Source organism: Nocardia sp. NPDC088792, from assembly GCF_044750615.1.
Classification (GTDB): domain Bacteria; phylum Actinomycetota; class Actinomycetes; order Mycobacteriales; family Mycobacteriaceae; genus Nocardia.
Genome location: NZ_JBIVKC010000009.1, coordinates 131,016 through 155,539 on the forward strand (window position 1 = coordinate 131,016; position 24,524 = coordinate 155,539).

The following is a 24,524-nucleotide window of genomic DNA, read 5'->3' on the forward strand; positions in this document are numbered from 1 at the left end:
CCGCATGACCGATGGCCGCGTCTACGGAATGGGTCACGACCCGCTGGTCGAACCCGACTGGCCGGCACTGACTTCCGCCGAGATCGCGGCGGTCGCAGGCGCGGACGCGGTCATCGAATGGCGCAGCCCGCGCCCACTGTCCGCCACGGCCCGCGTCATGCTGCCGGGCGGACAACCGGTCATCGTGAAGCGGCTGCCGCACACCCTGCGCGATACCGCCGCGCTCGGTGAGGAACACCGCTTCATGGATCACCTGCGCGCGGGCGGCATTCCGATTCCCCGTGTGGTCCGCACCGTCGACGGCGGCGAATTCACCTACGAGGTGCAGGAATTCGGCGTCGGCGCCGACCGGTACGAGGGCGTCTTCTCCTGGTCCCCGTACCTCACCCGCGAGGACGCCGCGGCCGCCGGGCGCCTGCTGGCCAGGCTGCACCTGGCCGCGGCGGGCTACGCCGCGCCCCGCCGCGACCCGCATCCGCTGCTGGCGAGCTTCACCATCTTCTCCTCCGCGAATCCCCTTGCCGCCGTGGCGCAACGGGCGGTCGAACGTCCGGCCCTGGGCGAGTTCCTGGCGCGACGCGATTGGCGTTCCGACCTCGAGCGGGCACAGCTCCCCGTCCACGAACGCCTGTATCCGCTGCTCCCCGACCTGGAACCGCTGTGGACACACAATGATTGGCACGGCACCAACCTGCTGTGGCACGGCGACGGCGTCTCCTCCGTCATCGACTTCGGCCTCTGCGACCGCACCACCGCCATCCACGATGTGGCGACGGCGATCGAACGCTGTGCCGTGGACTGGATTTCGCTGCGCGACGGCGGCCCGGCGCGGGTACAGCTGGAGCAGGTGCGCACACTACTCGCCGCGTACGAATCACTACGCCCGCTCACGCCCGCCGAGCGCCGCGCCCTCCCCGAACTCCTCCCCCTCGTGCACGCCGAATACGAGCTCTCCGAGATCGACTACTTCCTCTCGGTGATCCCCGGCGGCAATGAGAAGAACGCCGAAATCGCCTACACCGAATACTTTCTCGGCCACACCGATTGGTGGAGGAGCTCCCCCGAAGCGCGCCCGCTGCTACGGCTGGCCGGCGGCGAGTAGCCCGAAAGCACCGCGAACGGCGGCCTGGCCGTCGAGGGTGACGGCCATCATGTCCAGCGCCGACTCCGGATCGGACATGAGCAGGACCACGGCGAACTCACGACCGTCGACCGTCCGCGCCGAATAGGTGAACGCGCACACGCCGGGCTCGCTACCGGCCTTGTACCGAACCACCGGGAAGACAGCGGAATCCAGATCCAGACCGCCATCTGTTCGCGTCAGCGCGTGCTCGATCTCCGGCTGTCCGAGCTGCCCGAGCCCCGCATGGGCGCGGCAGAGATCCATCGGCGTGGCGAACCATTCGACCTCGTCGATACGCCGTGGTTCGGTCCACCCGCCGGGCCCGTCCTGCTTCACCGCGAAGAACTCCCCGGTGGTCATGAACGGGATGTTCGACCCGGGATTCGAATGGCCCAGCAGCGTCAGCTCCCGCTCGACCGCGTCCCGGCCGACCCGGTCCATCAGATGATCGGTGGCGGTGTTGTCGCTGATACCGATCATCTTGTCGGCGTAGTCGGTGAGCGGGAGTTCCGTTCCGGCCGCGAGATTCTGCATGCTGCCGGAGGGCGGGCGCTTGAGCTCGTCGCGGATGGGCAGCAGCTCATTCCAGGCGGCCGTGCCCGCCGCGACGGCGCGGCCGATTGCGCCGAGGACATACAGCTTGAAGTTCGATCCGATGGGCCGGGCCGTGTCGGCGTCGATGCCGTGCACGAGCCGGCAGTGACCGGTCTGATCGATCTCCGCGGCGGCGAGCCCGATCCGGATGCCCAGCGCGCGCACGCGCTCATCGAGTTCCGCCCAGGACGCGGGCGGTGCGAGCGCGGCCGCCAGCCCGGTTTCCCGAATCCGGCCCGACTCGTCGATGCCCATCGTCAACCGGAAGTCGCTGCCGCCGCCCCGGACGAGCGCCCGGACGACGGTATCGTCCCGCGCCGTGCCGACTTCCCGGAGCGTCAGTGCGCCGACAGCGGCGAGCCGGGCGCGGAAACCCCCGGGGCCACCGGTGGCTTCCAGCAGCTCGGGGCTCAGATGTTCCCGAATCTCGCTGTCCGGGAGCGTGGTTCGCTCCGAGGCTCGGAGCAGCCAGTCCAGTTGATCGTCGATCATGGGTTCGCCTTTCAGGTTTCTGTATTCGACAGGGAGATGGTCAGCGGCCGAAGACTTTTCGCAGGGCGGCGAGTGGACCGCGGCGATCCGCTCCTACCCAGTCGGCGATATCGGTGATGACGGCCGGGTCGACGTGGTTGGGCTCTTCGTACTGCGCCGGCGCGGACGGTCCCGTGCCGGGGAAGAACATGTGGTCATCGGCGGCGTAGGTACGGAAGGCGGCCTTCGGGTGATCGGCCAGTGCGGTCTGCCAGCCCGGCAGGTCTTCGGCGAGCGTCACCTGATAGTCGCGGGCACCCTGGAGGACGAGGATCGGTTTGTTCAGGGACACAGTGGTTTTCACCTGGTCGTAGGCGCGCAGGTCCAGCCAGTAGGAGGCGGGCCAGCCGAAGAGCAGTTCGGAGGCCGGCGTGTCGGCCGTCAGGCCGGGACTGTCGGTTGCCTCGGCCTGGCGGATGAACGCGTCCGCGGCGGCGCGGGTCACGGGATCCGGGTCCGGGCCGGCCAGGTACCGGGCGGTGCGGATGGCCGAGTAGGGCATGGACACCGTGTCGCCCGCCATGATCACCAGGCCGGCCACGGCCGGCTCGGCTGCCGCCACCCGCGGTACGGCCTTCCCGCCGCCACTGTGGCCGGCGAGGAAGACCCGCGCGGCGTCGACCCGCTCGTGCTGCCGCAGGAAGCGCACCGCGGCAACGGCATTCGGCAGATACTCGTCGACCATGGTGAAACCGGGCCGGGTCACCGATTCGGGGTGCACGCGGGTCGATTTGTCGTAGCGCAGGACCGCGACGCCGCGGGTGGCCAGGCCCCAGGCCAGGTCCTTGAACGGCTTGTTCGGGCCGACGGTCAGATCGCGGTCGACCGGGCCCGAGGAGACGAGCACGACGGCCGGGCAGGGCCCGCGCCCGCGGGGCAGGGTGAGGATGGCGGGGACCTCGGATTCGGCTGGGCCGAGGGTGATTTCGTGTTCGGTCAGCTTGCGTTCGCTCGCGTAGGGCGGGGGTGTCCACGCGTCGGCCGGGGGTGCGAGGCGGAAGCCCTGCAGCGCTCCGGTGTCGTCGACCGCGACGACGAGGGTCATGCCACCGTGCTCGCAGCGGACCGGGATGCTCACGCGGATCAGGCCGCCCGCGATCGCCTCGGTACGCGGTTCGCCCAGTTCTCGTACTGCGCCGATTGTGGCGATTTCACTGCTCCAGGCCACCCGGACGGTTTCGGCGCTCACCGCGGCCCGGAGGTTCGGGGCGAAGAGTTCTTCCAGGTCGTCGAATAGTTCGTCGCGGCAGAGGGCGGCCACGGTGGCCCCCACGGTTGCCGGATCGGTGGTCGATGTCATCATCGGTTCCAACCTTTCTCGTACTTTGAGAACGGTAGCAGTGTATGAGAACGTTGGGAAGTGGGACCACTCGAACTGCTGTCACACCCCGTGCGGATGCGCATCCTGCACGCCTTCCGCGGGCGGGACACCTTGACGACGGCCGAACTCGGGACACTCCTGCCGGACGTGTCCAAGGCGATGCTCTACCGGCACGTGGACACGCTCGCGAGCGCCGGGATCCTCGAGGTCGCGGAGGAGCGGCGGGTGCGCGGCGCGGTGCAGCGGCACTACCGGCTGCAGCCGGCCCGCACCGTGGCCGCGAATGCCGAAGCGCTCGAATCGCTGTCACCCGAGGATCACCGGCAGGTGTTCGCCACCGCCATGACCGTGCTGATCGCGGAGTTCAACGCCTACCTCGATCGCGAGCACGCCGATCCCGTCGCGGATCTGGTGGGCTATCGGCAGCACGGAATATGGCTCACGCACGAGGAACTCGCGGAGTTCGAAGCCGAGCTACGACGGGTGATCCTGCCCCGGCTGGCCAATCAGCCGACGCCGGAACGCGGCCGCTATCTGCTCAGCCCGATCATCTTCCCGGCGGAAGCACCGGCCGGCGAAACCGGCTGAGCCGCAACGACTCAGCGATGCGCGCGCGGATCCGCCAGCAGATACTGCGCAGCGGCGTAGGTCCCGAGGATGACGCCCTCGGTAATGCGCTGCGAACGCGGACTGCGCGCGAAGATGCGACGCAGCACGATCAAACCGTCCGACAGCGTGAACAGGGTCGCGCCCAGGCCGAGGCGGCTGCGCGGATCCGAGTTCGGAATATTCAGGCCCGCAATATTTTTCGAGTCCGGAGCCAAACCGGGATCGGAGGCCAGCGTGGCCGCGGTCCCCAAGGTCGCGCCGTACACGGTCAATGGCACCGCGACGCTCGGGGCCTTGAATCGCATGAGCGTCGCCGCGCCGAGCCAGGCGGCGAGCCGCGGTCCGGCGATCTGCGCCCGCGGACGACCGCCGCGCCGCCACCACAGCCACGAGTACCCGGTCTGCATGAGCGCGAAAGACGAAGCGCCCGCTATCAATCGGCGATCATCGTCCGGATCGATCAACAGGACGTCGCCCACGGTCGCCGCGGCGAGCGAGCCGAGCAGTACGGACCGGTGCGCAACGTCGAGTTCCTGACCGTTTGCCACCACGTCCGCCGCCAGCAGCGGCATGAGCAGAGGCTTTGCGGCCCACTGCAACTTCTCGCGGCCGGTGACCGCACCGAACACGGTCACCGCCGCCGCTGCGGCGAACGCGGCGCGAAAAGGTCTCGCCATGACCGGATTCAGAAGCTGGGCTCGGCCGGGGCCGGCGGCAGCACCGCGACCTGACCCGCATAGGACAGGCCCGCGCCGAAAGCGAGCAGCAGCGCCAGCTGACCGCCCTTGGCCTTGCCGGTGACCAGCATTTCCTCCATGGCCAGCGGAATCGAGGCGGCCGACGTATTGCCGGTGTTCTCGATGTCATTGGCCATCGGGATGTCGTCGGCGAGCCCGAGATTCTTCTTCATGAGCTCGTTGATGCGGGCATTGGCCTGATGCGGGATGAACACCTCGATGTCCTCCTTGGCCACGCCGGACATCTCGATGGCGCTGGACAGGGCGCGCGGCAGCGTGACCGCCGCCCAGCGGAACACCTTCGGTCCCTCCATGTGCAGGGACATGCGGCCGACCGCCTCCACGGCCGGGTCGGTGCCCTGCAGCCGCTGCGCCTTGTTCATGAATTCGAGGAAGTCCACGTCCTGTGCGATGGCCTCGGCGTTCTCGCCGTCGGAGCCCCACACGGTCGGGGAGATGCCGTTCTCCTCGGCCGGACCGACCACCACGGCGCCCGCGCCGTCACCGAAGATCATGGCGGTGCCGCGGTCGGTCGGGTCGAGACCGACGGTCATCGTTTCCGCGCCGATGACCACGATGTACTCGGCCGAGCCGGACCGGATCATGTCGGCGGCGACGCCCAGCCCGTAGCCGAAGCCGCCGCATCCGGAGGTGAGGTCGAAGGCCGGAATGCCGTTGATGCCCAGGTCGGAGGCGATGGTCGGGGCGCCGTGCGGGGTGAGCTTGAGCCAGCTGGAGGTGCACAGGATGAGTGCGCCGATCTTGGATCGGTCGATGCCGGTGTTGTTCAGCGCCCGGTCGGCCGCGGCGACGGCCATGCTGCGCAGGGTCTCGTCGCCGCTGATCCAGCGCCGGTTGTGGATGCCGGTGCGTTCCCAGATCCATTCGGGTGTGGATTCCAGGACCTCGCACACGTCGGCATTGCTGACTATGCGCTTGGGCCGGTAGGCGCCGATGCCGAGCATCGCAACATTCTGATGACCCTTGTTGATTGCAATGCTCACCACAGGTGACTCACACGACCCTTCACAACATCATTGTCGGACGTAAGACCAGGACCCAGGCTAACCCAGAGCTAGGGTTCAGCCCAGGGCAAAGTCACGTCAACCGCACAGTGAGGACATTTGCCCCGACTATCGGAAGACGTGCGGTTCGCGCTACCCGAGCGCCAGATCCTTCAGGCCGAGAATCGACCGGTACTCCAGTCCCTCGGCCGCGATGATGCCGTCGGCGCCGGTCTCCCGGTCCACCACGGTCGCCACGCCCACCACGATCGCGCCCGCGTCCCGTAGCGCGCGCACCGCGGTCAGCGGCGAATTGCCGGTCGTGGTGGTGTCCTCCACCACCAGCACCCGCTTGCCCACGATGTCGGGGCCCTCGATCTGCCGCTGCATGCCGTGCGTCTTGGCTGCCTTGCGCACCACGAACGCGTCGATGGCCCGGCCCGGCGCGTGCATCACGGCCGCCGCGACCGGGTCGGCGCCCATGGTGAGCCCGCCCACCGCGTCGAAGTCCCAGTCGGCGACCAGTTCCCGCAGCAGCTTGCCGATCAGCGGCGACGCCTCGTGGTGCAGGGTGGCCCGGCGCAGGTCCACGTAGTAGTCGGCTTCCTTGCCCGAGGACAGGGTGACCTTGCCGTGTACGACGGCGAGGTCGCGTACCAGTGCGGCCAGTCTGTCCCGGTCGGTCGTCGTTACCTGCATTGCTGTGTCTATGTCCTTCCGCGCGCGTTGAAAATGCCTCTGTTCAGGCGGGTCTGCACGGACCGCGGGAGCAGTCCGGCGACCGCTGCGATCGCTTTGTACTGCACTCCGGGCACGCTGATCACCCGGTCTCTCTCCAGATCACGCAGCGAACCGGCCACGACCTCGTCCACGCTCAGCCACGCTCCTCCTCTCAGCGCTCGCGGTCGTAACGGCGCCGCCGCCGGATCCAGTCCGGCCCGCTGGTGGAATTCGGTGCGGACGAGTCCCGGGCACAATGCCTGCACCCGGACCCCGGTCCCGGCCAGCCCGCCTGCCAGCCCTTGCGAGAAGGATACGACGTACGCCTTGGAGGCCGAATAGGTCGAGCCCCGTCCGGGAATCAGCCCGGCCAGGCTCGCCACATTCACGACCGTGCCGTTGGCGGCGTGCAGCATGGGCGGCAGGGCCGCGCGGGTCAGCTGCATGACGGCGGTGACGTTCACATCGAGTTGGGACTGCAGGTGGCCGGGGTCGAGGGTCCAGAATTCGCCCGCGGTCCCGAATCCCGCATTGTTGACCAGGAATTCGACGCCCCGGCCGAGTCGCTCGCCGACCCGCTCCCGGTCGTCCGGTCGCGCCAGGTCGGCGGGCAGCAGCTCGGCCCGCGCCCCGTAGTGCACTTCCACTTCGTGCGCGAGTGCGGCCAGCCGATCCGCATCGCGTGCCACCAGCACCAGGTCGTATCCGAGCGCGGCCAGCCGGGTGGCGTAGGCCTTGCCGATACCGGAGGTCGGCCCGGTGACCAGGGCCACCGGCCGATGCGCGCCGGGCAGGCGCACGGCGCCGGCCGGATCGCCGGGAGAACGCTCGGTCATCGCGGACTGCCTATCACTCGCACGACAGGGAACCGGTCGGCGATGACCGTGACTGCGCCCCCATTCTGGTCCCTCGCGGGCTCAGACATGCGGAATACACGCGCAAAGAAAAAACCCCGGATCGCCGGTGCGGGACTGGGATCCGGGGTGCGGGTCACCTCGGGGTCGGTCCCTGGTAGGGACGGAACCCCGGATGGAAGGGGCCGCCGGGCGGGGCGCTGCGGCCCTGGTCCTTGCGCCAGCCCTCTTCCGGTTCGCGGTCCGGATCGGGGTCCTCGGCGGGCCAGTCGTCCGGATCCTCGTCGCGCCAGTCTTCCTCGCGGGCGAGGGTGCGTTCGTTCGCGGGCACGCGGTCGTCGTCCGCGGCGCGTTCGGCGTCCTCCGACTCCCAGTCGTCCTCTTCCGGAGCGGGGGGCCAGTTGCGGCGGGGGCGGTTGCGCGGGTCCGGCACGACTTTCAGTGCGGGACGCCAGGATTCGGGTTCCTCGTCCGGTTCGCCGGTGCCGGCGATATCGCTGACCAGCGGGGTGCCGTAGTCGTCGGCGTCGTCCGGATGCGCGGAGCGGACGCGGGCGGCGGGGGCGCGGTCCTCGCCGCCGTAGTCGCCGTCCTCGTCGTAGCCGTCGTAGTCGTCGTCCTCCGGAAGCGGGTGCGAGCGACCGGGTTCCGGCAGTTCGTCGCGGCCGCGTTCGGAGCTGATGACCGGCGGCAGCACGTGCAGCAGGCCGGACAGCCGCAGCACGGCGTCGATGGCCATCTCCCAGTCCTTGGCGACCGCACCCACCGGCAGCATGCCGAGCGTCCAGTTGCCTTCGGACCACAGCTGTTGCACGGTGTCGGGCAGCGATTCGATGAACGCCACCATGCGCTGATCCACCGCGTGCCGGGCGATATCCGGATTGGTGGCGAACACCACCCGGTCCCCGATGGCCCCGAGCAGTTCGAGGTCGTGGTCCTTCGGCGGCGCAGCCGTTTTCAACCGCAGGTCGATATCGATGTCCGAGCCGATCTGCCGGCGCACCGCGACCAGGGTGGCGGCGTCCTCCAGATCGAACAGCACGAACTTCTCACCCTTGCGGTTGCCGGAGACCACGTCCACCGCGGACAGGTAGCCGAGTTTGGCGAGCGCGCCGCGCCGCCAGGTGGAGGCCAGCGCCGGTTCCACCGAAACATAGGTGTAGCCCTGGGATTTCGCCCAGACCTGCCGCACATGCCCGGTGCGCTGCCGTTGCAGCCGATCGAAATAGAGCAGCACGATAGCGCCCACCAGCGCGATCGCGGCCAGCCCGAACCATATTCCCGTCATCGCCGCCTACCCTATCCAGCCGGACGATCGATTGCCCGCTACGCCTGCGGTTTTGCCGTTCATCGCGTCGGCACCGCGGTGCTGATGATGACCTTGGCCTGGATCGACCCGTCGGGGTTCTTGTCGCCCTGCACCATCACCATGTCGCCCACCTTGAGGTCCGCGACCTTGCTGCTGGCCAGCGAGATCACCTGCGTGTTGTCGTCGGTGTGCACGGTGACCGTCTTGCCCGCCATGGTGGTGAGGCCGATGTTCTTACCGTCGTTGCTCGCGATGGTGCCCATATTGGCGCCGAGCTGATCGAGGTCGCCCAGACCCGGGATGGTCGGCACGCCACTGGGCAGCGGCACCACGGAGGTATTGCCCGGATAACCCGGCACCGGATACAGATTGGTGCGCGAGGTGCTGGTGGAGGAGGCATTGTCCGAGGAATCCTTGTGCGCCAGCAGCGCTCCCACGAGCACGCCCACAACGGCCACGAGAACCAGTGCGCCGAGACCGATCCCGATCCACATGCCGGTCTTGCGCGGCGGCTGCGGCGGCGGGGGCTGCTGCGGGAAGCCGGCGGGCACGTACCCGCCGCCCGGCGGCATCCCGGGCCCGCCCGGTCCACCGGGAGCGGCCGGATATCCGCCCTGGGGATAACCGGCTCCGCCGGGGAAGCTCTGGGTCGGCGCGTAACCCGCGCCGCTGTCGTAGGTGGCCGTGGGCGGGTACTCCACACCCGCGCCCTGCCCGGCGTTGGCACCCGGCTCGTACGCACCCCACTGTGCGTCGGCCGGCGGCATCACCCGAGTGGGGTCCTGGCCCAGCGGTTGCCCGAAATACTCGGTCGGCCCGTCCCCCGGGTCACCCTCGGGCCGCCGCGACCACGGATCGCTCGGATTAGTCATGCCCACCAGGGTAGGCGGCCGTGTTTAATTTGCCTCCGCTACGCTCCGGCGGTTCGCAGCCAAGGCGCAGGCTGCAGGGCCGAAAGCCCAGCCTTCCCGGTACAGATTCCGCTGGTGTTCGCGGCCCGTCTCGGTCTGGACTGAGCGGAGCGGGGGAGCGAAGCGGCGGAGCGGAGGGAGGGAAGACCGAGACTTTCACGGCACCCATCACTCTGGGCCTGCCCGCGAACCCGCCCGGAGCGCAGCGGAGGGCCGACTCATCTGCCGACTATGAGGTTGTCGCCGTCCGGGCTGACATTGACCTTGACGGTGTCGCCGTCCTGCACCTCGCCGGCCAGCAGTTCCTTGGCGAGGGTGTCGCCGATGGCCTGCTGGATGAGGCGGCGCAGGGGGCGGGCGCCGTAGGCCGGGTCGTAGCCGCGCACGGCCAGCCAGAACCGGGCCGAATCGGAGACGTCCAGCTTCAGGCGGCGCTGGGACAGGCGCTTCTGCAGCTGGTTCAGCTGGATGTCCACGATCACTTCCAGCTGTTCCTCGTCGAGGGCGTGGAACATGACCACGTCGTCGAGCCGGTTCAGGAATTCCGGCTTGAACGCGGCGCGCACCCTGTTCATGACGAATTCCTTGTCGCCGCCCGCACCCAGATTGGAGGTCAGGATGAGGATGGCGTTGCGGAAGTCGACCGTGCGGCCCTGGCTGTCGGTGAGACGGCCCTCGTCGAGCACCTGCAACAGGATGTCGAAGACGTCCGGGTGGGCCTTCTCGATCTCGTCGAAGAGGACCACCGTGTACGGGCGCCGCCGCACCGCCTCGGTGAGCTGCCCGCCCTGGTCGTAGCCGACGTAGCCGGGCGGCGCGCCGACGAGCCTGGCCACCGAGTGCTTCTCGGAGTATTCGCTCATGTCGATGCGGATCATGGCGCGTTCGTCGTCGAACAGGAAGTCCGCCAAGGCCTTCGCGAGCTCGGTCTTACCGACACCGGTCGGTCCGACGAACATGAAGGATCCGGTCGGCCGGTTCGGGTCGGCCACGCCGGCCCGCGCGCGGCGCACCGCATCGGACACGGCCTGCACCGGTTCCGGCTGGCCCACCACGCGGCGGCCCAGTTCTTCCTCCATGCGGAGCAGCTTCTGGGTTTCGCCTTCGAGCATGCGGCCCACCGGGATTCCGGTCCACGCCGACACCACCTCGGCGATATCGTCGGGCCCGACCTCCTCCTTGAGCATGACGTCACCGTCGGCGGCGGTCTTGGCCTTGGCCTCGGCGTCGGCGAGTTCCTTCTCCGCCTTGGGGATTCGCCCGTACCGGAGTTCGGCGGCCTTGCCCAGGTCGCCGTCGCGTTCGGCGCGTTCGGATTCGCCGCGCAGTGCTTCCAGTTGTTCCTTGAGCCCGCTCACGGAGTCGATGGCCTGCTTCTCGTTCTGCCAGCGGGTCATCAGCTGATTGAGCTTCTCGCGGTCGTCGGCGAGTTCCTGCCGCAGTTTCTCCAGTCGCTGTTTGGAGCCCTCGTCGGTTTCCTTGGCGAGTGCGACCTCCTCGATCTCGAGGCGCCGCACCGCGCGCTCCACCTCGTCGATTTCCACCGGGCGGGAATCGATTTCCATGCGCAGCCGGGAGGCGGCCTCGTCGACCAGGTCGATGGCCTTGTCCGGCAGGAACCGGGAGGTGATGTAGCGGTCGGACAGGGTGGCCGCGGCGACCAGTGCGGAGTCGGTGATCCGTACGTGGTGGTGGCTCTCGTAGCGTTCCTTGAGACCGCGCAGGATGCCGACGGTGTCCTCCACCGACGGTTCGCCGACCAGCACCTGCTGGAACCGGCGTTCCAGGGCCGGGTCCTTCTCGATGTGCTGCCGGTATTCGTCGAGGGTGGTCGCGCCGACCAGGCGCAGTTCCCCGCGCGCCAGCATGGGCTTGATCATGTTCCCGGCGTCCATGGCGGATTCGCCTGTCGCACCGGCGCCCACGATGGTGTGCAGTTCGTCGATGAACGTGATGATCTGTCCCGCGGAGGTTTTGATCTCCTCCAGGACGGCCTTCAGCCGCTCCTCGAATTCACCGCGGTACTTGGCGCCGGCCACCATCGCGCCCAGGTCGAGCGAGACGAGTTTCTTGCCGCGCAAGGATTCCGGGACGTCGCCCGCCACGATGCGCTGGGCCAGGCCCTCCACGATGGCGGTCTTGCCGACGCCGGGTTCGCCGATGAGCACCGGGTTGTTCTTGGTGCGGCGGCTCAATACCTGGACCACGCGCCGGATTTCGGTGTCGCGGCCGATGACCGGGTCGAGTTTGCCGTCGCGGGCGGCGGCGGTGAGGTCGGTGGAGTACTTCTCCAGCGCCTGATAGCTGCCTTCCGGGTCGGCGGTGGTGACGCGGGTGTTGCCGCGTACGGCGGTGAACGCCTCGCGCAGGGCGTCGGCGGTGGCGCCGTACTTCAGGAGTAGTTGCGAGACGTCGGAGTCACCCGAGGCCAGGCCCACCATGAGGTGTTCGGTGGAGACGTACTCGTCGCCCATTTCGGTGGCGAGCCGCTGAGCGGCGGTCACCGCGGCGAGCGCCTCGCGGCCGAGGTTGGGGGTGGTGGTCGCGCCGGTCGCGCTGGGCAGCCGGTCGACGATGTCCTGCGCCTCGCGTCGCACCGGTGCGGAATCGACGGCGACGGCCTTGAGCAGGGGGGCGGCGATGCCGTCGGTCTGATCCAGCAACGCCACCAGCAAGTGAGCCGGACGGATCTCCGGATTGCCCGCGGCGGAGGCCGCTTGCAGGGCGGCGGTCAGGGCCGCCTGGGTCTTGGTGGTGGGATTGAACGAGTCCACAGTCACCTTCCTACTAGTCGTTTTATCTCTGCAACGCGGTTAGAGTTGAGTCTGTTCCGCTCAAGTCTGACTAGTTTCGGGCGTAAGCACCAGAGTCGAAGGGCCATCAATCACGCTACGCGTACGATGAGCCCATTCGTTGACGCATCACCCTGCTGCTCGGTCACCCGGACGCGAAGGAGCCCCATGCGCGCGATCGTCGTTCCCGAATTCGGCGCCCGCCCAGCGCCTGCCGATATGCCGAAGCCCGAACCCGGGCCCGGCCAGGTGCAGATCGAACTCGAGGCCGCGGGCGTCAATCCCTTCGACAAGCGCATCATCGACGGGTTCCTGAAAGATCGAATGCCGCACGACTTTCCGATGATCCCGGGCGTGGACGGGGCCGGGTCCATCACGGCGGTCGGCGCCGGGGTGCACGATTTCCAGGTGGGCGAGCGGGTGGTGGGCAAGTTCCTCATTCCACCTGTAGGGCACGGGACGTTCGCCGAATACATCGTGGTGCCGGTCGATTCCGCCCTCGCCAAGGTGCCGGACGAGGTGACCGCCATCCAGGCGGCGGCGCTGCCGACCGCGGGCATCACGGCTCTCGACCTGGTGCATGCGGCGAAGGTCACCAAGAACCGGACCGTGCTGGTGGTGGGTGCGGCCGGCGGTGTCGGCTCGTATCTGGTGCAGTTGGCCGCGCTGGCGGGCGGGCATGTGATCGCCACGGCCCGGCCGGACGACACCGATCGCATGATCCGCTTGGGCGCGGCCGAAGTGGTGAACTACGGCCGGATGACGGTCACCGATTCCCCGACCCATGCGGAGGCGAGTGAATTGTCGGTGGCCGATTCGGTGCGCATCACGGTGCCCGGCGGCATCGATGTGCTCTTCGATCTGGTGAGCCCGCCCACCGGGTTCGCCGACAATCTGAGCCTGGTGCAGGACGGCGGAGTGGCGTTCACCACGGTGGGCTCGGCGGACGACGCGGCGCTGACCGCCCGCGGCATCACCGGTGGTAACTTCCAATCATCCGGCGGCGCAGCCGAATTGCGGGAACTGCTGCGGCACGTCGGTAACGGCGACCTGGTGGTGCCGATCGACGCGACACCGCCGCTGGAAGCAGCTCCGGATGTCATAGGAGCGCCAGGCGCGCGGGGCAAGACCGTGCTCGTAATCTGAACGACGAGTTCCGCCTCACCCCTCCCAGCGGCTCAAATTCCCCAGCCTCGGCTATATCCGTGCGACCACCAGGTTTTAAGGGATACTTGTCGAGATGGACCGCCCGGAACCAGGCGTGTCCCCTTGACAGCACACGAAAGGAAAGCTCGACGTCGTGGATGCGCGTTCTGCAGCGCTGGTCCGCGCAAACTTCCGGACAGTCGTCGAAGCCCCCCAGGGGCCCGAACGGCTGATCAGCGCGTTCTACGGTCATCTTTTCGCGGAGATCCCCGCCCTGCGGGAATTGTTCCCTCCTGCCATGGACATGCAGCCCAAGCGGCTCGTGACCGCCATCCAGTTCGTGCTGGACAACCTGGAGGACTGGGATCGGGCCCAGCGCTTCCTGGAACAGCTGGCGCGCGATCATCGCAAGTACGGGGTGGAGGCCGCCCATTACGATATGGCGGGGCGTGCGCTGCTGGCCGCGTTCCGCAGCTACAACGGGCAGTCGCATTGGACACGTCAGCTGGAGGCAGGGTGGCGGGATATCACCATCCTGATCTCGGCGTCCATGGCCATCGGCGCGAATTCCGATAAGTCGCAGCCGTATTGGGAGGCGACGGTGGTCGGGCATCGGCGGGTGGTGGACGATCTGGCCATCGTGCGGTTGCAGACCGATGCGCCGATCCCCTATCAGGCCGGTCAGTATGTGCCGGTCGCGATTCCGCAGCGGCCCAAGATGTGGCGGTATCTGTCCCCGGCCATACCCACCAATCCGTACGGGGAGATCGAATTCCATGTGCGCAAGGTGCGTTCGGGCTGGGTGAGCCCCGCCGTCGTGAACGAGACCCAGGTGGGCGACCGCTGGATGATCGCGGCCCCGCTGGGTGGGCTGCACGTGGATCTGCGCAGCCGCCGGGATGTGCTGATGGTCAGTTCGGGTACCGGTATCGCGCCCTTGCGCGCGCAGTTGATCGAGATGGGCAGGCGCGGCATCAATCCGCGCGTGCATCTGTTCATGGGTGGCCGTTATCCGTGCGATCTCTACGACGTCGAGAACATGTGGCAGCTCTCGCAGAGCAACCCGTGGCTCACGGTGATCCCGGTGTGCGAGAACGAAACCAACCCGTGGTGGCATCCGTACCCGCCCGCCGATCCCCCGTTCGGCATGCATCGCCGCCTGATCGGCAATCTGGGTGCGGTGGTGGCCAGCTTCGGCGCGTGGGCGGATCGTCAGATCCAGATCGCCGGTTCGGCCGCCATGATCGCCGATACCAAGCGAGCCCTGCTCGCGGTCGGCACCCCGGAGTCGAGCATCAGCGCGGATCCGGTGTAGGCGATGGATATTCCGGGCCGGTCGGCGACGGCCGCCCCGGAAGATGGTGCGGTACCTGATTTTTCGACGATCGGAGTTGTGCGGTGACCCTCGGCCCGGATGAGACCGGCGCGCTGGCGCTCGGCCCGCAGACGGAGTGGACGGCGACGGTCGTCGGCGCGCACCGGTTGCGGGAGGACACCACGGTGGTGCGGCTGATCGGCGAGTTCGTGCCGTTCGCGGCCGGGCAGTCGGTGGAGGTGCGGACGCCGCAGCATCCGAGCATGGTGCGGCGCATGTATTCGGCGTTGCCGCCGTCGCTGGACGGGAAGCTGGAATTCCATGTGCGGACGGTGCCGGGCGGCTGGTGCAGCGGTTCCATGGTCTCCGATACCCGGGTGGGTGACGAGTGGCGGATCAGTGCGCCCGCGGGCTGGCTGGCGGTGGATCCGGCGGCCACGGATGTGGTGATGATCGCGGATGCGGTGGGGCTGGCGCCGATGCGGTCGCTGCTGCTGGATATCGGGCGCCGGCCGGAGCCGCCGCGCACCCATCTGTTCGTGGGCGCGCGTTATCCGCGCGATCTGTACGCGGCGGACATGCTGTACCTGCTGACCGGTGAAATGCCCTGGCTCACGGTCGTTCCCGTGGTGCAGGACGAGTACGACCCCGAATGGCCCGACCAGTGGTACGAGAGCTGCCGGGTGGATATCGGCTTCCATCCGGAGGAGACGTTCGCCGGCACCATCGCCGATATTCCGTCCCGTTTCGGCCCGCTGACCCACCATCATGTGGTGGTCTGCGGCCGGATCGCGGCGGTGCAGGCCACGGTGGAACACCTGGTCGCGACCGGAACCCCGGCCGAGGCGATCCGGCACGAAGGTTTCTGAACGGGGTTCACTGGACAGACGGCCAGGGTTCATACCGTCGTGGGCGGAGCTGCGACTACTCCCGGGTACCGTGGGCAAATGTCCACCGTGGAGTTTGCCCCGCTGTTGCGTGCCTCTTCGGCGCCGCCCGCGCGCACGCTGGTCGATATTCTGGCCGCCACGGCGAGCATCCACCCGGACGCACCGGCCGTCGATGACGGCGAGACAGTACTGAGCTACGCCGAGTTGCAGATCGAGATCGAGGCCGGAGTGCAGCGACTGGTCGCGGCGGGCGTGCGCCCGGGTGACCGGGTCGGGATCCGGATGCCCTCGGGTAGCTACGAGTTGTACGTCATGATCCTCGCGGTCCTGCACGCGGGCGCGGCCTATGTGCCGGTGGACGCGGACGATCCGGACGAGCGGGCCCGTCTCGTATTCGGTGAGGCCCGGGTGACGGCCATGGCCACCGGCGCGGGCATCGAGAGCTCCGGCACGGCGGTCGGCACGGCCCCGCCCACACCGGCCGCGCCCACACCGGACGACGACGCGTGGATCATCTTCACCTCCGGTTCCACCGGTACGCCGAAAGGTGTTGCGGTGACCCATCGCAACGCCGCCGCGTTCGTCGACGCCGAGGCGCGGCTCTTCCTGCAGGGCGATCCGATCGGGCCCGGGGACCGGGTGCTGGCCGGATTGTCGGTGGCCTTCGACGCCTCCTGCGAGGAGATGTGGCTGGCCTGGCGGCACGGGGCCTGCCTGGTGCCGGCGCCGCGCGCGCTGGTGCGGACCGGCGCGGATCTGGGCCCCTGGCTGGTGCGGCGCGAGATCAGCATCGTGTCCACGGTGCCCACGCTGGCCGCGACCTGGCCCGCGGAGGCCCTGGACGGGGTGCGGCTGCTCATCTTCGGCGGCGAGGCGGTCCCGCCGGAACTCGCGGAACGCCTTGCGGGCGGCGGTGATCGGCCCGATGACGACACCGACGACGAGCCGGACGACGCGGTGCGGATGGACGGCAGCGCACCGCTGCGGGCCAGAATCGCGGGACCGGGCGATCCGGAGGACGGCATCGGTCCCATCGTGCGGCAGACCGGCGCCGCCGCGGGCCCGGTGCAGCGCGAAGTGTGGAACACCTACGGCCCCACCGAGGCCACCGTGGTCGCGTGCGCGGCCCTGCTGGACGGCCGCATGCCGATCCGCATCGGGCTGCCGCTGGACGGCTGGGACCTGACGGTGGTGGACGCGGCCGGAAATCCGGTGGGCGAGGGCGAGACCGGCGAACTGGTCATCGGCGGCGTGGGCCTGGCCCGCTACCTGGACCCCGCCAAGGACGCGGAGAAGTACGCGCCGCTCCCCTCGGTGGGCTGGGAACGCGCTTACCGCAGCGGCGATCTGGTGCGCAATGAGAGTGCGGGCCTGGTGTTCCTGGGCCGCGCCGACGATCAGATCAAGCTCGGCGGCCGGCGCATCGAGCTCGGTGAGATCGACAATGCGCTGCAGCACCTGCCCGGCGTGACCGCGGCCGCCGCCGCCATCCGGACCACCAAGGCGGGCAACAAGATCCTCATCGGGTATCTGACCGGACCCGAACCCGGGTACGACCTGGCCGCCGCCAGAGCCGTTCTCGCCGAACAACTTCCGGCGCCGCTGGTGCCGCGGCTCGCGGTAGTGGCGGATATGCCGACGCGCACCTCGGGCAAGGTGGACCGGGACGCGCTGCCGTGGCCGCTGCCCAAGACCGCGGCCGCCGAGCTGGAGGCCGGGTTCACCGAGACCGAGAAATGGATTGCCGGGCTGTGGGATTCGATCCTCGGCGCCGAGGTGTCCGATCCGAAGGCCGACTTCTTCGATGTGGGCGGCGGCTCGCTGGCGGCGGCGCAACTGGTGGCCGGACTGCGGGAACGGAATCCGCGCATCACCGTCGCCGATCTCTACGATCATCCGCGGCTCGGCGCGCTGGCGGCGCTGCTGGATTCGAGTGGTCCGGCGGCCGTGGTGGTCGAGCGGACGGTGCGGCCGGTGCCGGTACGCGCGCAGTTGTTCCAGGTGCTGGCCACGATTCCGCTCACCACGCTCACCGGTCTGCAGTGGCTGACCTGGCTGGGCATCGTCGGCAATATTGCGGCCTGGTCGGGTTCGCTGCCGTGGCTGCCGCATCTGTCGTGGTGGTGGGCGCTGCTCGCGTTCGCCTTGTTCATTTCCCCGCCCGGCCGCATGACGCTGTGCGTGGTGGGCGCGCGGCTGCTGTTGTCCGGGGTGCGGCCCGGCACCTATCCGCGTGGCGGGCAGGTGCATCTGCGGTTGTGGACGGCGGTGCGGCTGTCGGAGGCGAGCGGCGCCGAGAACCTGTCCGGCGCGCCGTGGATGGTGCCGTTCGCGCGGGCACTGGGCGCGCGCATCGGTAAGGGCGTGGACCTGCACACGCTGCCGCCGGTGACCGGCATGCTGGAGCTCGGCGACGGGTGCAGTGTGGAACCGGAAGTGGATCTGGGCGGGTTCTGGATCGACGGTGACGTCGTGCATATCGGCCCGATCGCCATCGGCCCGGGTGCGGTGGTGGGCGCGCGTTCGATGCTGTTGCCCGGCACCAAGATCGGCCGCAATGCCGAGATCGCGCCCGGCTCCGCGGTGGCGGGCAAGGTGAAGGCCGAGCAGGAGTGGGCGGGTTCACCGGCGGTGAAAGTCGGTAAGGCCCAGCATCGCTGGCCCGACGCGACCCCGGCGCGGGCCTCGCACTGGGTGGCGATCTTCGGAGTCACCTCCATGGTGCTGGCCGCCGTGCCGATCCTCGGATTGGGTGCGGGCGGCCTGTTCCTGGCCTGGTGGATCCGTGACACCACCACGCTGGCAAGTGGATTCGCGCGCGCCATCGCCATTCTCCCGGTGGCCATGCTGCTCAGCCTGGGCGTGTACGCGCTGGTGACGGTGATCGCCGTGCGGCTGTTCTCGATCGGTCTCACCGAGGGGCATCATCCGGTGCGCAGCCGGGTGGGCTGGCAGGTGTGGTCGACCGAGCGGCTGCTGGATGCGGCCCGCACCTTCCTGTTCCCGCTGTACGCGAGTCTGCTGACCCCGATGTGGCTGCGGCTGCTCGGCGCGAAGGTCGGCAAGCGGGTGGAGGCGTCCACGGTGTTGCTGCTGCCCAAGTTCACCACGGTCGCCGACGGCGCGTTCCTGGCCGACGACACCATGATCGCCAGTTACGAATTGGGCGGCGGCTGGCTGCGCATCGGTGACGCCAAGGTCGGCAAGCGCGCCTTCCTCGGTAATTCCGGGATGACCGCGCCGGGCCGCCGGGTGCCGAAGAACGGCCTGGTGGCGGTGCTGTCCGCGGCGCCGTCGAAGGCCAAGGCGGGTTCGTCGTGGCTGGGCAGTCCGCCGGTGCGCCTGCGCCGCGCCGCGGAGAGTGCCGATACGGCACGCACTTTCGATCCGCCGCTGCGTTTGCGGGTGGCGCGCGGGGTGGTGGAGACCTGCCGGTTGATTCCGGTCTTCGTGACCTTCGCCATCGGACTGGGTGTGCTGTTCGCGCTGGCGTGGCTGGCCCGCAACCTGGGTCACCTGCCGGCGGCGCTGCTCAGCGGTCTGGTGCTGCTGGGCGCGGGCGCGCTCGCGGGCGCGGCCTCGGTGCTCGCGAAATGGCTACTGGTGGGCCGGATCCGGGCGGAGGAGCATCCGCTGTGGAGTTCGTTCGTGTGGCGCAACGAGGTGGCCGACACCTTCGTGGAGCATGTGGCCGCGCCGTGGTTCGCGCGCGCCGCGACCGGTACGCCCGTCCTGAACCTGTGGTTGCGTGGACTGGGTGCGAAGATCGGCCGCGGGGTATGGTGCGAGTCCTATTGGCTGCCCGAGGCGGACCTGGTGACCCTCGGCGCCGGCGCGACCGTGGAACGGGGGTGTGTGGTGCAGACCCATCTCTTCCATGACCGGATCATGGCCATGGACACCGTGACGCTCGGCGCGGGCGCGACACTCGGCCCGCACTGTGTGGCGCTGCCCGCGGCGAGCATCGGCGCGGGCGCGACCGTCGGCCCGGCCTCGCTGGTGATGCGCGGCGACAGTGTGCCGCCGTCGACCCGCTGGTGGGGTAATCCGATCGCGCCGTGGTCCGGTGCAGAATCGGGGGTCTGATGACCGATAAATCACTCGACGCGCCCATCGACGATTACCTGCCGCAGAACGGGAACCGCGGCTACCGCGTGTCCCGGTACGACCTGACCCTGGTCTACAAGGTCGCCGCGAACCGGCTGGCGGGCCAGGCGGAGATCACCGGCACCACCACCGGGGTGCGGGAGCGCTTCGCCCTGGACCTGTCGCCCACGCTGGCCGTCGCCAAGGTGCTCGTCAACGGCGCCAAGGCGGCGAAGTACTCCCACCAGCACGGCAAGCTGATATTCCAGCCGCGGCAACGAATTCCGGCGGGCGGCGCGCTGGTGGTGAACGTGCACTACACCGGCTCCCCCAAACCCGTGCGCGGCCCGTGGGGCGAGGTGGGCTGGGAGGAGCTGACCGAGGGCGCGCTGGTGGCCAGTCAGCCGAACGGCGCGGCCTCCTGGTTCCCGTGTGACGATCATCCGAGTTCCAAGGCCAGCTACCGGATTTCGATCACCACCGACTCGCCCTACTACGCGGTGGCCAATGGCACGCTGGTGCGCAAGCAGACCAAGGCGAGCCAGACCACCTGGGTGTACGAGCAGCCCGAACCCATGGCGAGCTATCTCGCCACCATCCAGATCGGGCACTACCGCAAGGAAACCCTGCAGGTGCCGCGGCGCGCGGTGCCCATGCAGGCGGTGCTGCCGCCGCATCTGCACGCCAACTTCGAGCACGATTTCGGCCGGCAGTCGCAGATGATGCGGGTCTTCACCGAGAAGTTCGGGCCGTACCCGTTCGCGGGCTACACGGTGGTGGTCACCGACGACGACCTCGAGATTCCCATCGAGGCGCAAGGCATTTCGGTGTTCGGCGCGAACCACTGCGACGGCCGCCGCGGCTACGAACGGCTGGTCGCGCACGAGCTGGCGCATCAGTGGTTCGGCAACAGCCTCACCATCCGGCAGTGGCGTGATATCTGGCTGCACGAAGGTTTCGCCTGTTACGCGGAATGGATCTGGTCCGAGGCGGGCGGCGGGCCCACCGCCGATCAGCTGGCGCGGGCCGCGCGGCACACCCTCTCGCGACTGCCGCAGGACATCGTGATCGGAAATCCCGGCCCCACTCGCATGTTCGACGATCGTGTGTACAAGCGTGGCGCGCTCACCCTGCACGCCCTGCGCCTGGAACTCGGTGACGAGGCCTTCTTCGACCTTTTGCGCACCTGGACCGAGCGCTACCGGCATTCCTCGGTGAGCACCGACGAATTCATCATTCTGGCAGCGCATTTCAGTCGCGAGCCGCTGCGCCCGCTGTTCGAGAGCTGGTTGCGCAATCCGGCGCTGCCGCAGTTGCCGCCGCAGCACGATCTGGCCGACTCACCCGCTTAGCGCTCCACTGCCCTGTCGCACACCGGCATCCCGGGAGAACGCCGGGGTTCATGCCTCGGCGGGGTCGCGCCCGGCGTTCTCCGGGATGCCGGTGTACGGGTCAGAAGAGCGGGTCGTGGCGGATGTTCCCGGTGGGGGTGCCGGCCGCCATGAGGCGGAATTTCGTCGTCTGGACCATCGAGGGCGAGCCGACGATCTGCACATCGCGGTCGTCCCAATTGCCGTGCCCCGCCACGATCTTCCCGATCTGCCCGATCTGCCGCGGTTGCAGGCCGGGCAGGTCGATGGGTTCCTCGGTGGAGTCGAAATGCCACCACGGGTTCTCGTCGCTCTCGGTGACCGGGGTGACGGTGAGCCATTTGTTGGCGCAGGCCAGCTGGCTGAGCACGTCGAGATCGTAGAGGTCGCACGGATAGTGGCCGCCGACGAACAGATCCACCTTCGGATTGGAGCGGCGCGCGGTCATGGCCATGAGCTGGGCGCGCAGCGGCGCGATGCCGGTGCCACAGCCCACCATCAGCATCTTGCGGCGGGTATTGCGCGGCACGCCGAGCCCGCCGAGCGGTGAACCGATGAGCCACTGTTCGCCGACGCGGGTGTGCCCGACCATGGCCGGGCTGACCCAGCCGCCGGTCACACCGCGAATGTGGAATTCGAGTTCGCCGGCGGCATTGGCGGGGATGGCGGGTGAGAGATATCGCCACATGCGCGGGCGGGAGGGGATCTGCACGCTCATGTACTGGCCGGCCGCGTATTGGATGGGCTGATCCAGCGCCAGTCGCACGATGGCCAGATTGCGCAGCACCTCACGGTGTTCGATGACGGTGCCGGTCCACACCGGCGGGGTGGTCTCCTGGTCGGCCGCCGTGATCATGGTCTCGGCGATGACGGTGATGCCCTCGTCCCAGGCGCGGCTGATCTCGTCGGTCCACAGTTCGGTGCCGGCGTAGGCCTCGAGCGCGGACTTCAGCGATTGCCCCACGGCCGCATAGTGTTCGGCGACGACGCCGTACTTGCGATGATCGCGGCCGAGCTGAGCGAGGAAGGGCAGCAAACGATCCGGGTCCTCCAGCCGGTCGACGCAATAGGCGATGGCCTTCACCAATCGGTCGCGCTGGGCGTCCAGGGCCGCGGGAAAGAAATCGCGGACTTGCGGGTATTGCGTGAAGAGGATGGCGTAGAAAGAACGAGCGAGTTTCTCGGAGCCGCCATCTTCCGCAGCAACCGCCTTGAACGTCGTTCTAATCAATGCGACGGTCCGCGAATCCATATGTGTCACAACCCCATTTCGCACTCGAACACAAGCGGAGGCGGCGAGTGCAGTGCTGCGGGACACTCGACAGCAGCCGTTGCCAAGCAAGTGTAGGGCAGGTTTGCCAGCAACGGAACGGGACGTTTCAACAACACGCCTGTAATTCCTCGAAAACCTGGCAACTTCGGGAATTCGACGTCGAAAACAGACTGTTCACCTGTAACACGCCGAGCGACACGGGGTTTCAGCCATTGAAGTCGGAGGATTCATTTTGCAAGCCTCAACATTCCAGCGATCACACCGCAACCTCGCCAGCTATTTCTCAACCTACCGGTCTGTTTTTAGTTTAGCAAAAGGGGCCCGGAGACTTTGTCTCCGAGCCCCTTTCGATTTACACCATTACTGAGGTTTGCGCCGATTTCTCGGCTGCCACACCACGAGCGCGGTACTACGCGTGGGCGGCGTGAGATCCGGGCGGTATCCCGCCCGGAGCCTTTCCACCTCCGACGTCAACTCCGCCACTCGCTGCTGCAACTCCTCGACCTGATTGGTGAGTTCGATGATCCGTTTGATACCGGCGAGATTGACGCCCTCGTCCTGGGACAGCCGCTGCACCTCACGGAGCAGTTCGACATCCCGGTCCGAGTAGCGCCGCCCGCCGCCCGAAGTGCGTTGCGGCGACACCAGACCCAGGCGGTCGTACGTGCGCAGCGTCTGGGCATGCATGCCCGCCAGCTGCGCCGCCACCGAGATCAGGAAATACTGCGCCTCATTGCGATTCGGATCGGAACTCATCACGCACCCGCCCATCCCGCACGTGGATCGAAGCCGCCGGCCTTCTCCGCCTCCGCATAGCGCCGCAGCGCCTCGCCGGCGTCGTCGTCCAGCTTCTGCGGCACCGCGACCTTCACGGTGACCAGCAGGTCACCGGCCGCGCCGTCACGCTTGGGGACGCCACGGCCCCGCACCCGCAGGGTGCGGCCGTCGGCGGTGCCGGGCGGCACCTTGACGCCCACCCGTCCATCCAGGGTAGGCACGGAAACGGTTGTGCCGAGCACCAATTCGGCATAGCTGACCGGCAGCACCAGGGTCAGGTCATCGCCATTGCGGCCGAACACCTTGTCCTGGCTGACATGCACGGTCACATACAGGTCACCCGGCGGCGCGCCGCGCAGGCCCGCCTCACCCTGACCCGCCAGCCGGATCCGCTGCCCGTCCCGCACCCCCGGGGGGATACGCACGGTGATGGTGCGGGTCCGATTCTGGATTCCGGTACCGCGGCAGTCGACGCACGGGTCGTCGATGATCGAGCCCGTACCCCGGCAGTCCTCGCACGGTTCGCTGAATCCGAACGCACCCTGGTTCCGGCTGACGACGCCGGTTCCGTTGCAGTGCGGGCAGACTCGCGGCGAGGTGCCGGGCTTGGCGCCACTGCCGTGGCAGGTGGTACAGGCGGCCGGGCTGGTCATGCGCAGCGGCACCGTCACACCCTGGGCGGCCTCCCGGAAGCCCAGCGTGGTCTCGGTCTCCACATCCGACCCGCGCCGGGGGCGCGAAGTGGTGCGGGTGCCACCGCGATTGAACAGTCCACCCAGCAGATCGCCGAGTCCACCGTCGGCGGCGCCCCCGGCCTGGCCGAAGATGTCGCCGATATTGAAATCGTTGGAGAACCCGCCGCCCTGGCCGTAGCCGGCGCCGGGGGTGAAGCCGCCGCGGCCGAAACCGCCACCCGCGAACAGCTTCCGGGCCTCGTCGTACTCCTTGCGCTTCTCCGGATCCGACAGCACGGCATGCGCCTCGCTGACGGCCTTGAACCGCTCCTCGGCCGTGGCATCCCCGGGGTTCTTGTCCGGGTGCAGGTCACGGGCCAGCTTGCGGTAGGCCTTCTTGATCTCGTCCTGAGTCGCGCCGGAGGAAATACCCAGCTCTTTGTAGAAGTCCTTCTCGAGCCACTCCCGATTCACCAGGCATCTCCTCC

General features: G+C 68.5%; 19 protein-coding genes. 7 read left to right on the top strand and 12 right to left on the bottom strand.

Annotated elements, in window-relative coordinates; all coding sequences use genetic code 11:
* The first annotated feature begins 4 nt into the window (after positions 1 to 4).
* Complete coding sequence (locus ACIP5Y_RS45490; protein ID WP_400360013.1) at positions 5 to 1,102, top strand: phosphotransferase enzyme family protein; 1,098 nt, start codon at positions 5 to 7, stop codon at positions 1,100 to 1,102.
* On the opposite strand, the gene ACIP5Y_RS45495 is transcribed toward ACIP5Y_RS45490, so the two are convergent.
* The gene (locus tag ACIP5Y_RS45495; RefSeq protein ID WP_400360014.1) at positions 1,079 to 2,209 is read right to left on the bottom strand and encodes a serine hydrolase; all 1,131 of its coding nucleotides are present in this window, start codon (positions 2,207 to 2,209) and stop codon (positions 1,079 to 1,081) included. The two genes, ACIP5Y_RS45490 and ACIP5Y_RS45495, sit on opposite strands and share 24 nt — an antisense overlap.
* 40 nt (positions 2,210 to 2,249) lie before the next feature.
* Positions 2,250 to 3,551, bottom strand: a complete 1,302-nt coding sequence (locus tag ACIP5Y_RS45500) for a hypothetical protein (RefSeq protein ID WP_400360016.1) — start codon at positions 3,549 to 3,551, stop codon at positions 2,250 to 2,252.
* A gap of 57 nt (positions 3,552 to 3,608) precedes the next feature.
* On the opposite strand from ACIP5Y_RS45500, the gene ACIP5Y_RS45505 reads away from it, so the two are divergent.
* Positions 3,609 to 4,157, top strand: a complete 549-nt coding sequence (locus ACIP5Y_RS45505; RefSeq protein ID WP_400360018.1) for a helix-turn-helix domain-containing protein — start codon at positions 3,609 to 3,611, stop codon at positions 4,155 to 4,157.
* Between the two features lie 11 nt (positions 4,158 to 4,168).
* Here ACIP5Y_RS45505 and ACIP5Y_RS45510 read toward each other — a convergent pair whose 3' ends face one another.
* From ACIP5Y_RS45510 to clpB, 7 genes are all read right to left on the bottom strand, one after another.
* The gene (locus ACIP5Y_RS45510; protein WP_400360020.1) at positions 4,169 to 4,855 is read right to left on the bottom strand and encodes a lysoplasmalogenase; all 687 of its coding nucleotides are present in this window, start codon (positions 4,853 to 4,855) and stop codon (positions 4,169 to 4,171) included.
* A gap of 8 nt (positions 4,856 to 4,863) precedes the next feature.
* Positions 4,864 to 5,922, bottom strand: a complete 1,059-nt coding sequence (locus tag ACIP5Y_RS45515) for a beta-ketoacyl-ACP synthase 3 (protein ID WP_400360021.1) — start codon at positions 5,920 to 5,922, stop codon at positions 4,864 to 4,866.
* Positions 5,923 to 6,072: 150 nt separating this feature from the next.
* Positions 6,073 to 6,618: an orotate phosphoribosyltransferase gene (gene pyrE, locus ACIP5Y_RS45520; RefSeq protein WP_400360023.1), complete on the bottom strand. Its 546-nt coding sequence runs from the start codon at positions 6,616 to 6,618 to the stop codon at positions 6,073 to 6,075.
* 8 nt (positions 6,619 to 6,626) lie between these two features.
* A complete protein-coding gene (locus ACIP5Y_RS45525) occupies positions 6,627 to 7,475 on the bottom strand; it encodes an SDR family NAD(P)-dependent oxidoreductase (protein WP_400360025.1) in 849 nt (282 codons plus the stop codon).
* Between the two features lie 154 nt (positions 7,476 to 7,629).
* On the bottom strand, positions 7,630 to 8,781 hold the full coding sequence (locus tag ACIP5Y_RS45530; RefSeq protein ID WP_400360026.1) for a hypothetical protein: 1,152 nt from the start codon (positions 8,779 to 8,781) through the stop codon (positions 7,630 to 7,632).
* A 59-nt stretch (positions 8,782 to 8,840) separates the two neighbouring features.
* Positions 8,841 to 9,674 (bottom strand): DUF5666 domain-containing protein, encoded by an 834-nt coding sequence (locus tag ACIP5Y_RS45535; protein ID WP_400360028.1) that lies wholly within the window; start codon positions 9,672 to 9,674, stop codon positions 8,841 to 8,843.
* 257 nt (positions 9,675 to 9,931) lie between these two features.
* Entirely contained in the window at positions 9,932 to 12,487 is a 2,556-nt protein-coding gene (gene clpB / locus ACIP5Y_RS45540) for an ATP-dependent chaperone ClpB (RefSeq protein ID WP_400360030.1), read from the bottom strand.
* A 186-nt stretch (positions 12,488 to 12,673) separates the two neighbouring features.
* Between clpB and ACIP5Y_RS45545 the strand changes: the two genes are divergently transcribed.
* The 5 genes from ACIP5Y_RS45545 to ACIP5Y_RS45565 all read left to right on the top strand — a co-directional run bounded on the left by ACIP5Y_RS45545 (position 12,674) and on the right by ACIP5Y_RS45565 (position 21,294).
* The gene (locus ACIP5Y_RS45545) at positions 12,674 to 13,651 is read left to right on the top strand and encodes an NADP-dependent oxidoreductase (RefSeq protein WP_400360032.1); all 978 of its coding nucleotides are present in this window, start codon (positions 12,674 to 12,676) and stop codon (positions 13,649 to 13,651) included.
* A 154-nt stretch (positions 13,652 to 13,805) separates the two neighbouring features.
* Positions 13,806 to 14,966: an FAD-binding oxidoreductase gene (locus tag ACIP5Y_RS45550; protein ID WP_400360033.1), complete on the top strand. Its 1,161-nt coding sequence runs from the start codon at positions 13,806 to 13,808 to the stop codon at positions 14,964 to 14,966.
* Positions 14,967 to 15,049: 83 nt separating this feature from the next.
* Positions 15,050 to 15,835, top strand: coding sequence for an FAD-binding oxidoreductase (locus tag ACIP5Y_RS45555; RefSeq protein WP_400360035.1), 786 nt, complete (start codon positions 15,050 to 15,052; stop codon positions 15,833 to 15,835).
* A gap of 78 nt (positions 15,836 to 15,913) precedes the next feature.
* Entirely contained in the window at positions 15,914 to 19,942 is a 4,029-nt protein-coding gene (locus tag ACIP5Y_RS45560; RefSeq protein WP_400360037.1) for a Pls/PosA family non-ribosomal peptide synthetase, read from the top strand.
* Positions 19,942 to 21,294: a M1 family metallopeptidase gene (locus ACIP5Y_RS45565; protein WP_400360039.1), complete on the top strand. Its 1,353-nt coding sequence runs from the start codon at positions 19,942 to 19,944 to the stop codon at positions 21,292 to 21,294. The genes ACIP5Y_RS45560 and ACIP5Y_RS45565 overlap by 1 nt, the downstream gene beginning before the upstream one ends.
* Positions 21,295 to 21,394: 100 nt before the next feature.
* Here the strand turns inward: ACIP5Y_RS45565 and ACIP5Y_RS45570 are convergent, their stop codons facing one another.
* The 3 genes from ACIP5Y_RS45570 to dnaJ form a co-directional block, all read right to left on the bottom strand.
* On the bottom strand, positions 21,395 to 22,564 hold the full coding sequence (locus ACIP5Y_RS45570) for a globin domain-containing protein (RefSeq protein ID WP_400360041.1): 1,170 nt from the start codon (positions 22,562 to 22,564) through the stop codon (positions 21,395 to 21,397).
* A gap of 381 nt (positions 22,565 to 22,945) precedes the next feature.
* Positions 22,946 to 23,341 (bottom strand): heat shock protein transcriptional repressor HspR, encoded by a 396-nt coding sequence (locus ACIP5Y_RS45575; protein WP_400360043.1) that lies wholly within the window; start codon positions 23,339 to 23,341, stop codon positions 22,946 to 22,948.
* Positions 23,341 to 24,513 (bottom strand): molecular chaperone DnaJ, encoded by a 1,173-nt coding sequence (gene dnaJ / locus ACIP5Y_RS45580; protein WP_400360285.1) that lies wholly within the window; start codon positions 24,511 to 24,513, stop codon positions 23,341 to 23,343. Before dnaJ ends, ACIP5Y_RS45575 begins: the two co-directional genes overlap by 1 nt.
* Positions 24,514 to 24,524: the final 11 nt, after the last annotated feature.

Coding starts and splice junctions, on each gene's coding strand:
- ACIP5Y_RS45490 (WP_400360013.1), top strand. CDS start 5: ATGACCGATGGCCGCGTCTACGGAATGGGTCACGACCCGCTGGTCGAA.
- ACIP5Y_RS45495 (WP_400360014.1), bottom strand. CDS start 2,209: ATGATCGACGATCAACTGGACTGGCTGCTCCGAGCCTCGGAGCGAACC.
- ACIP5Y_RS45500 (WP_400360016.1), bottom strand. CDS start 3,551: ATGATGACATCGACCACCGATCCGGCAACCGTGGGGGCCACCGTGGCC.
- ACIP5Y_RS45510 (WP_400360020.1), bottom strand. CDS start 4,855: ATGGCGAGACCTTTTCGCGCCGCGTTCGCCGCAGCGGCGGCGGTGACC.
- pyrE (WP_400360023.1), bottom strand. CDS start 6,618: ATGCAGGTAACGACGACCGACCGGGACAGACTGGCCGCACTGGTACGC.
- ACIP5Y_RS45525 (WP_400360025.1), bottom strand. CDS start 7,475: ATGACCGAGCGTTCTCCCGGCGATCCGGCCGGCGCCGTGCGCCTGCCC.
- ACIP5Y_RS45530 (WP_400360026.1), bottom strand. CDS start 8,781: ATGACGGGAATATGGTTCGGGCTGGCCGCGATCGCGCTGGTGGGCGCT.
- ACIP5Y_RS45535 (WP_400360028.1), bottom strand. CDS start 9,674: ATGACTAATCCGAGCGATCCGTGGTCGCGGCGGCCCGAGGGTGACCCG.
- ACIP5Y_RS45545 (WP_400360032.1), top strand. CDS start 12,674: ATGCGCGCGATCGTCGTTCCCGAATTCGGCGCCCGCCCAGCGCCTGCC.
- ACIP5Y_RS45560 (WP_400360037.1), top strand. CDS start 15,914: ATGTCCACCGTGGAGTTTGCCCCGCTGTTGCGTGCCTCTTCGGCGCCG.
- ACIP5Y_RS45565 (WP_400360039.1), top strand. CDS start 19,942: ATGACCGATAAATCACTCGACGCGCCCATCGACGATTACCTGCCGCAG.
- ACIP5Y_RS45570 (WP_400360041.1), bottom strand. CDS start 22,564: ATGGATTCGCGGACCGTCGCATTGATTAGAACGACGTTCAAGGCGGTT.
- ACIP5Y_RS45575 (WP_400360043.1), bottom strand. CDS start 23,341: ATGAGTTCCGATCCGAATCGCAATGAGGCGCAGTATTTCCTGATCTCG.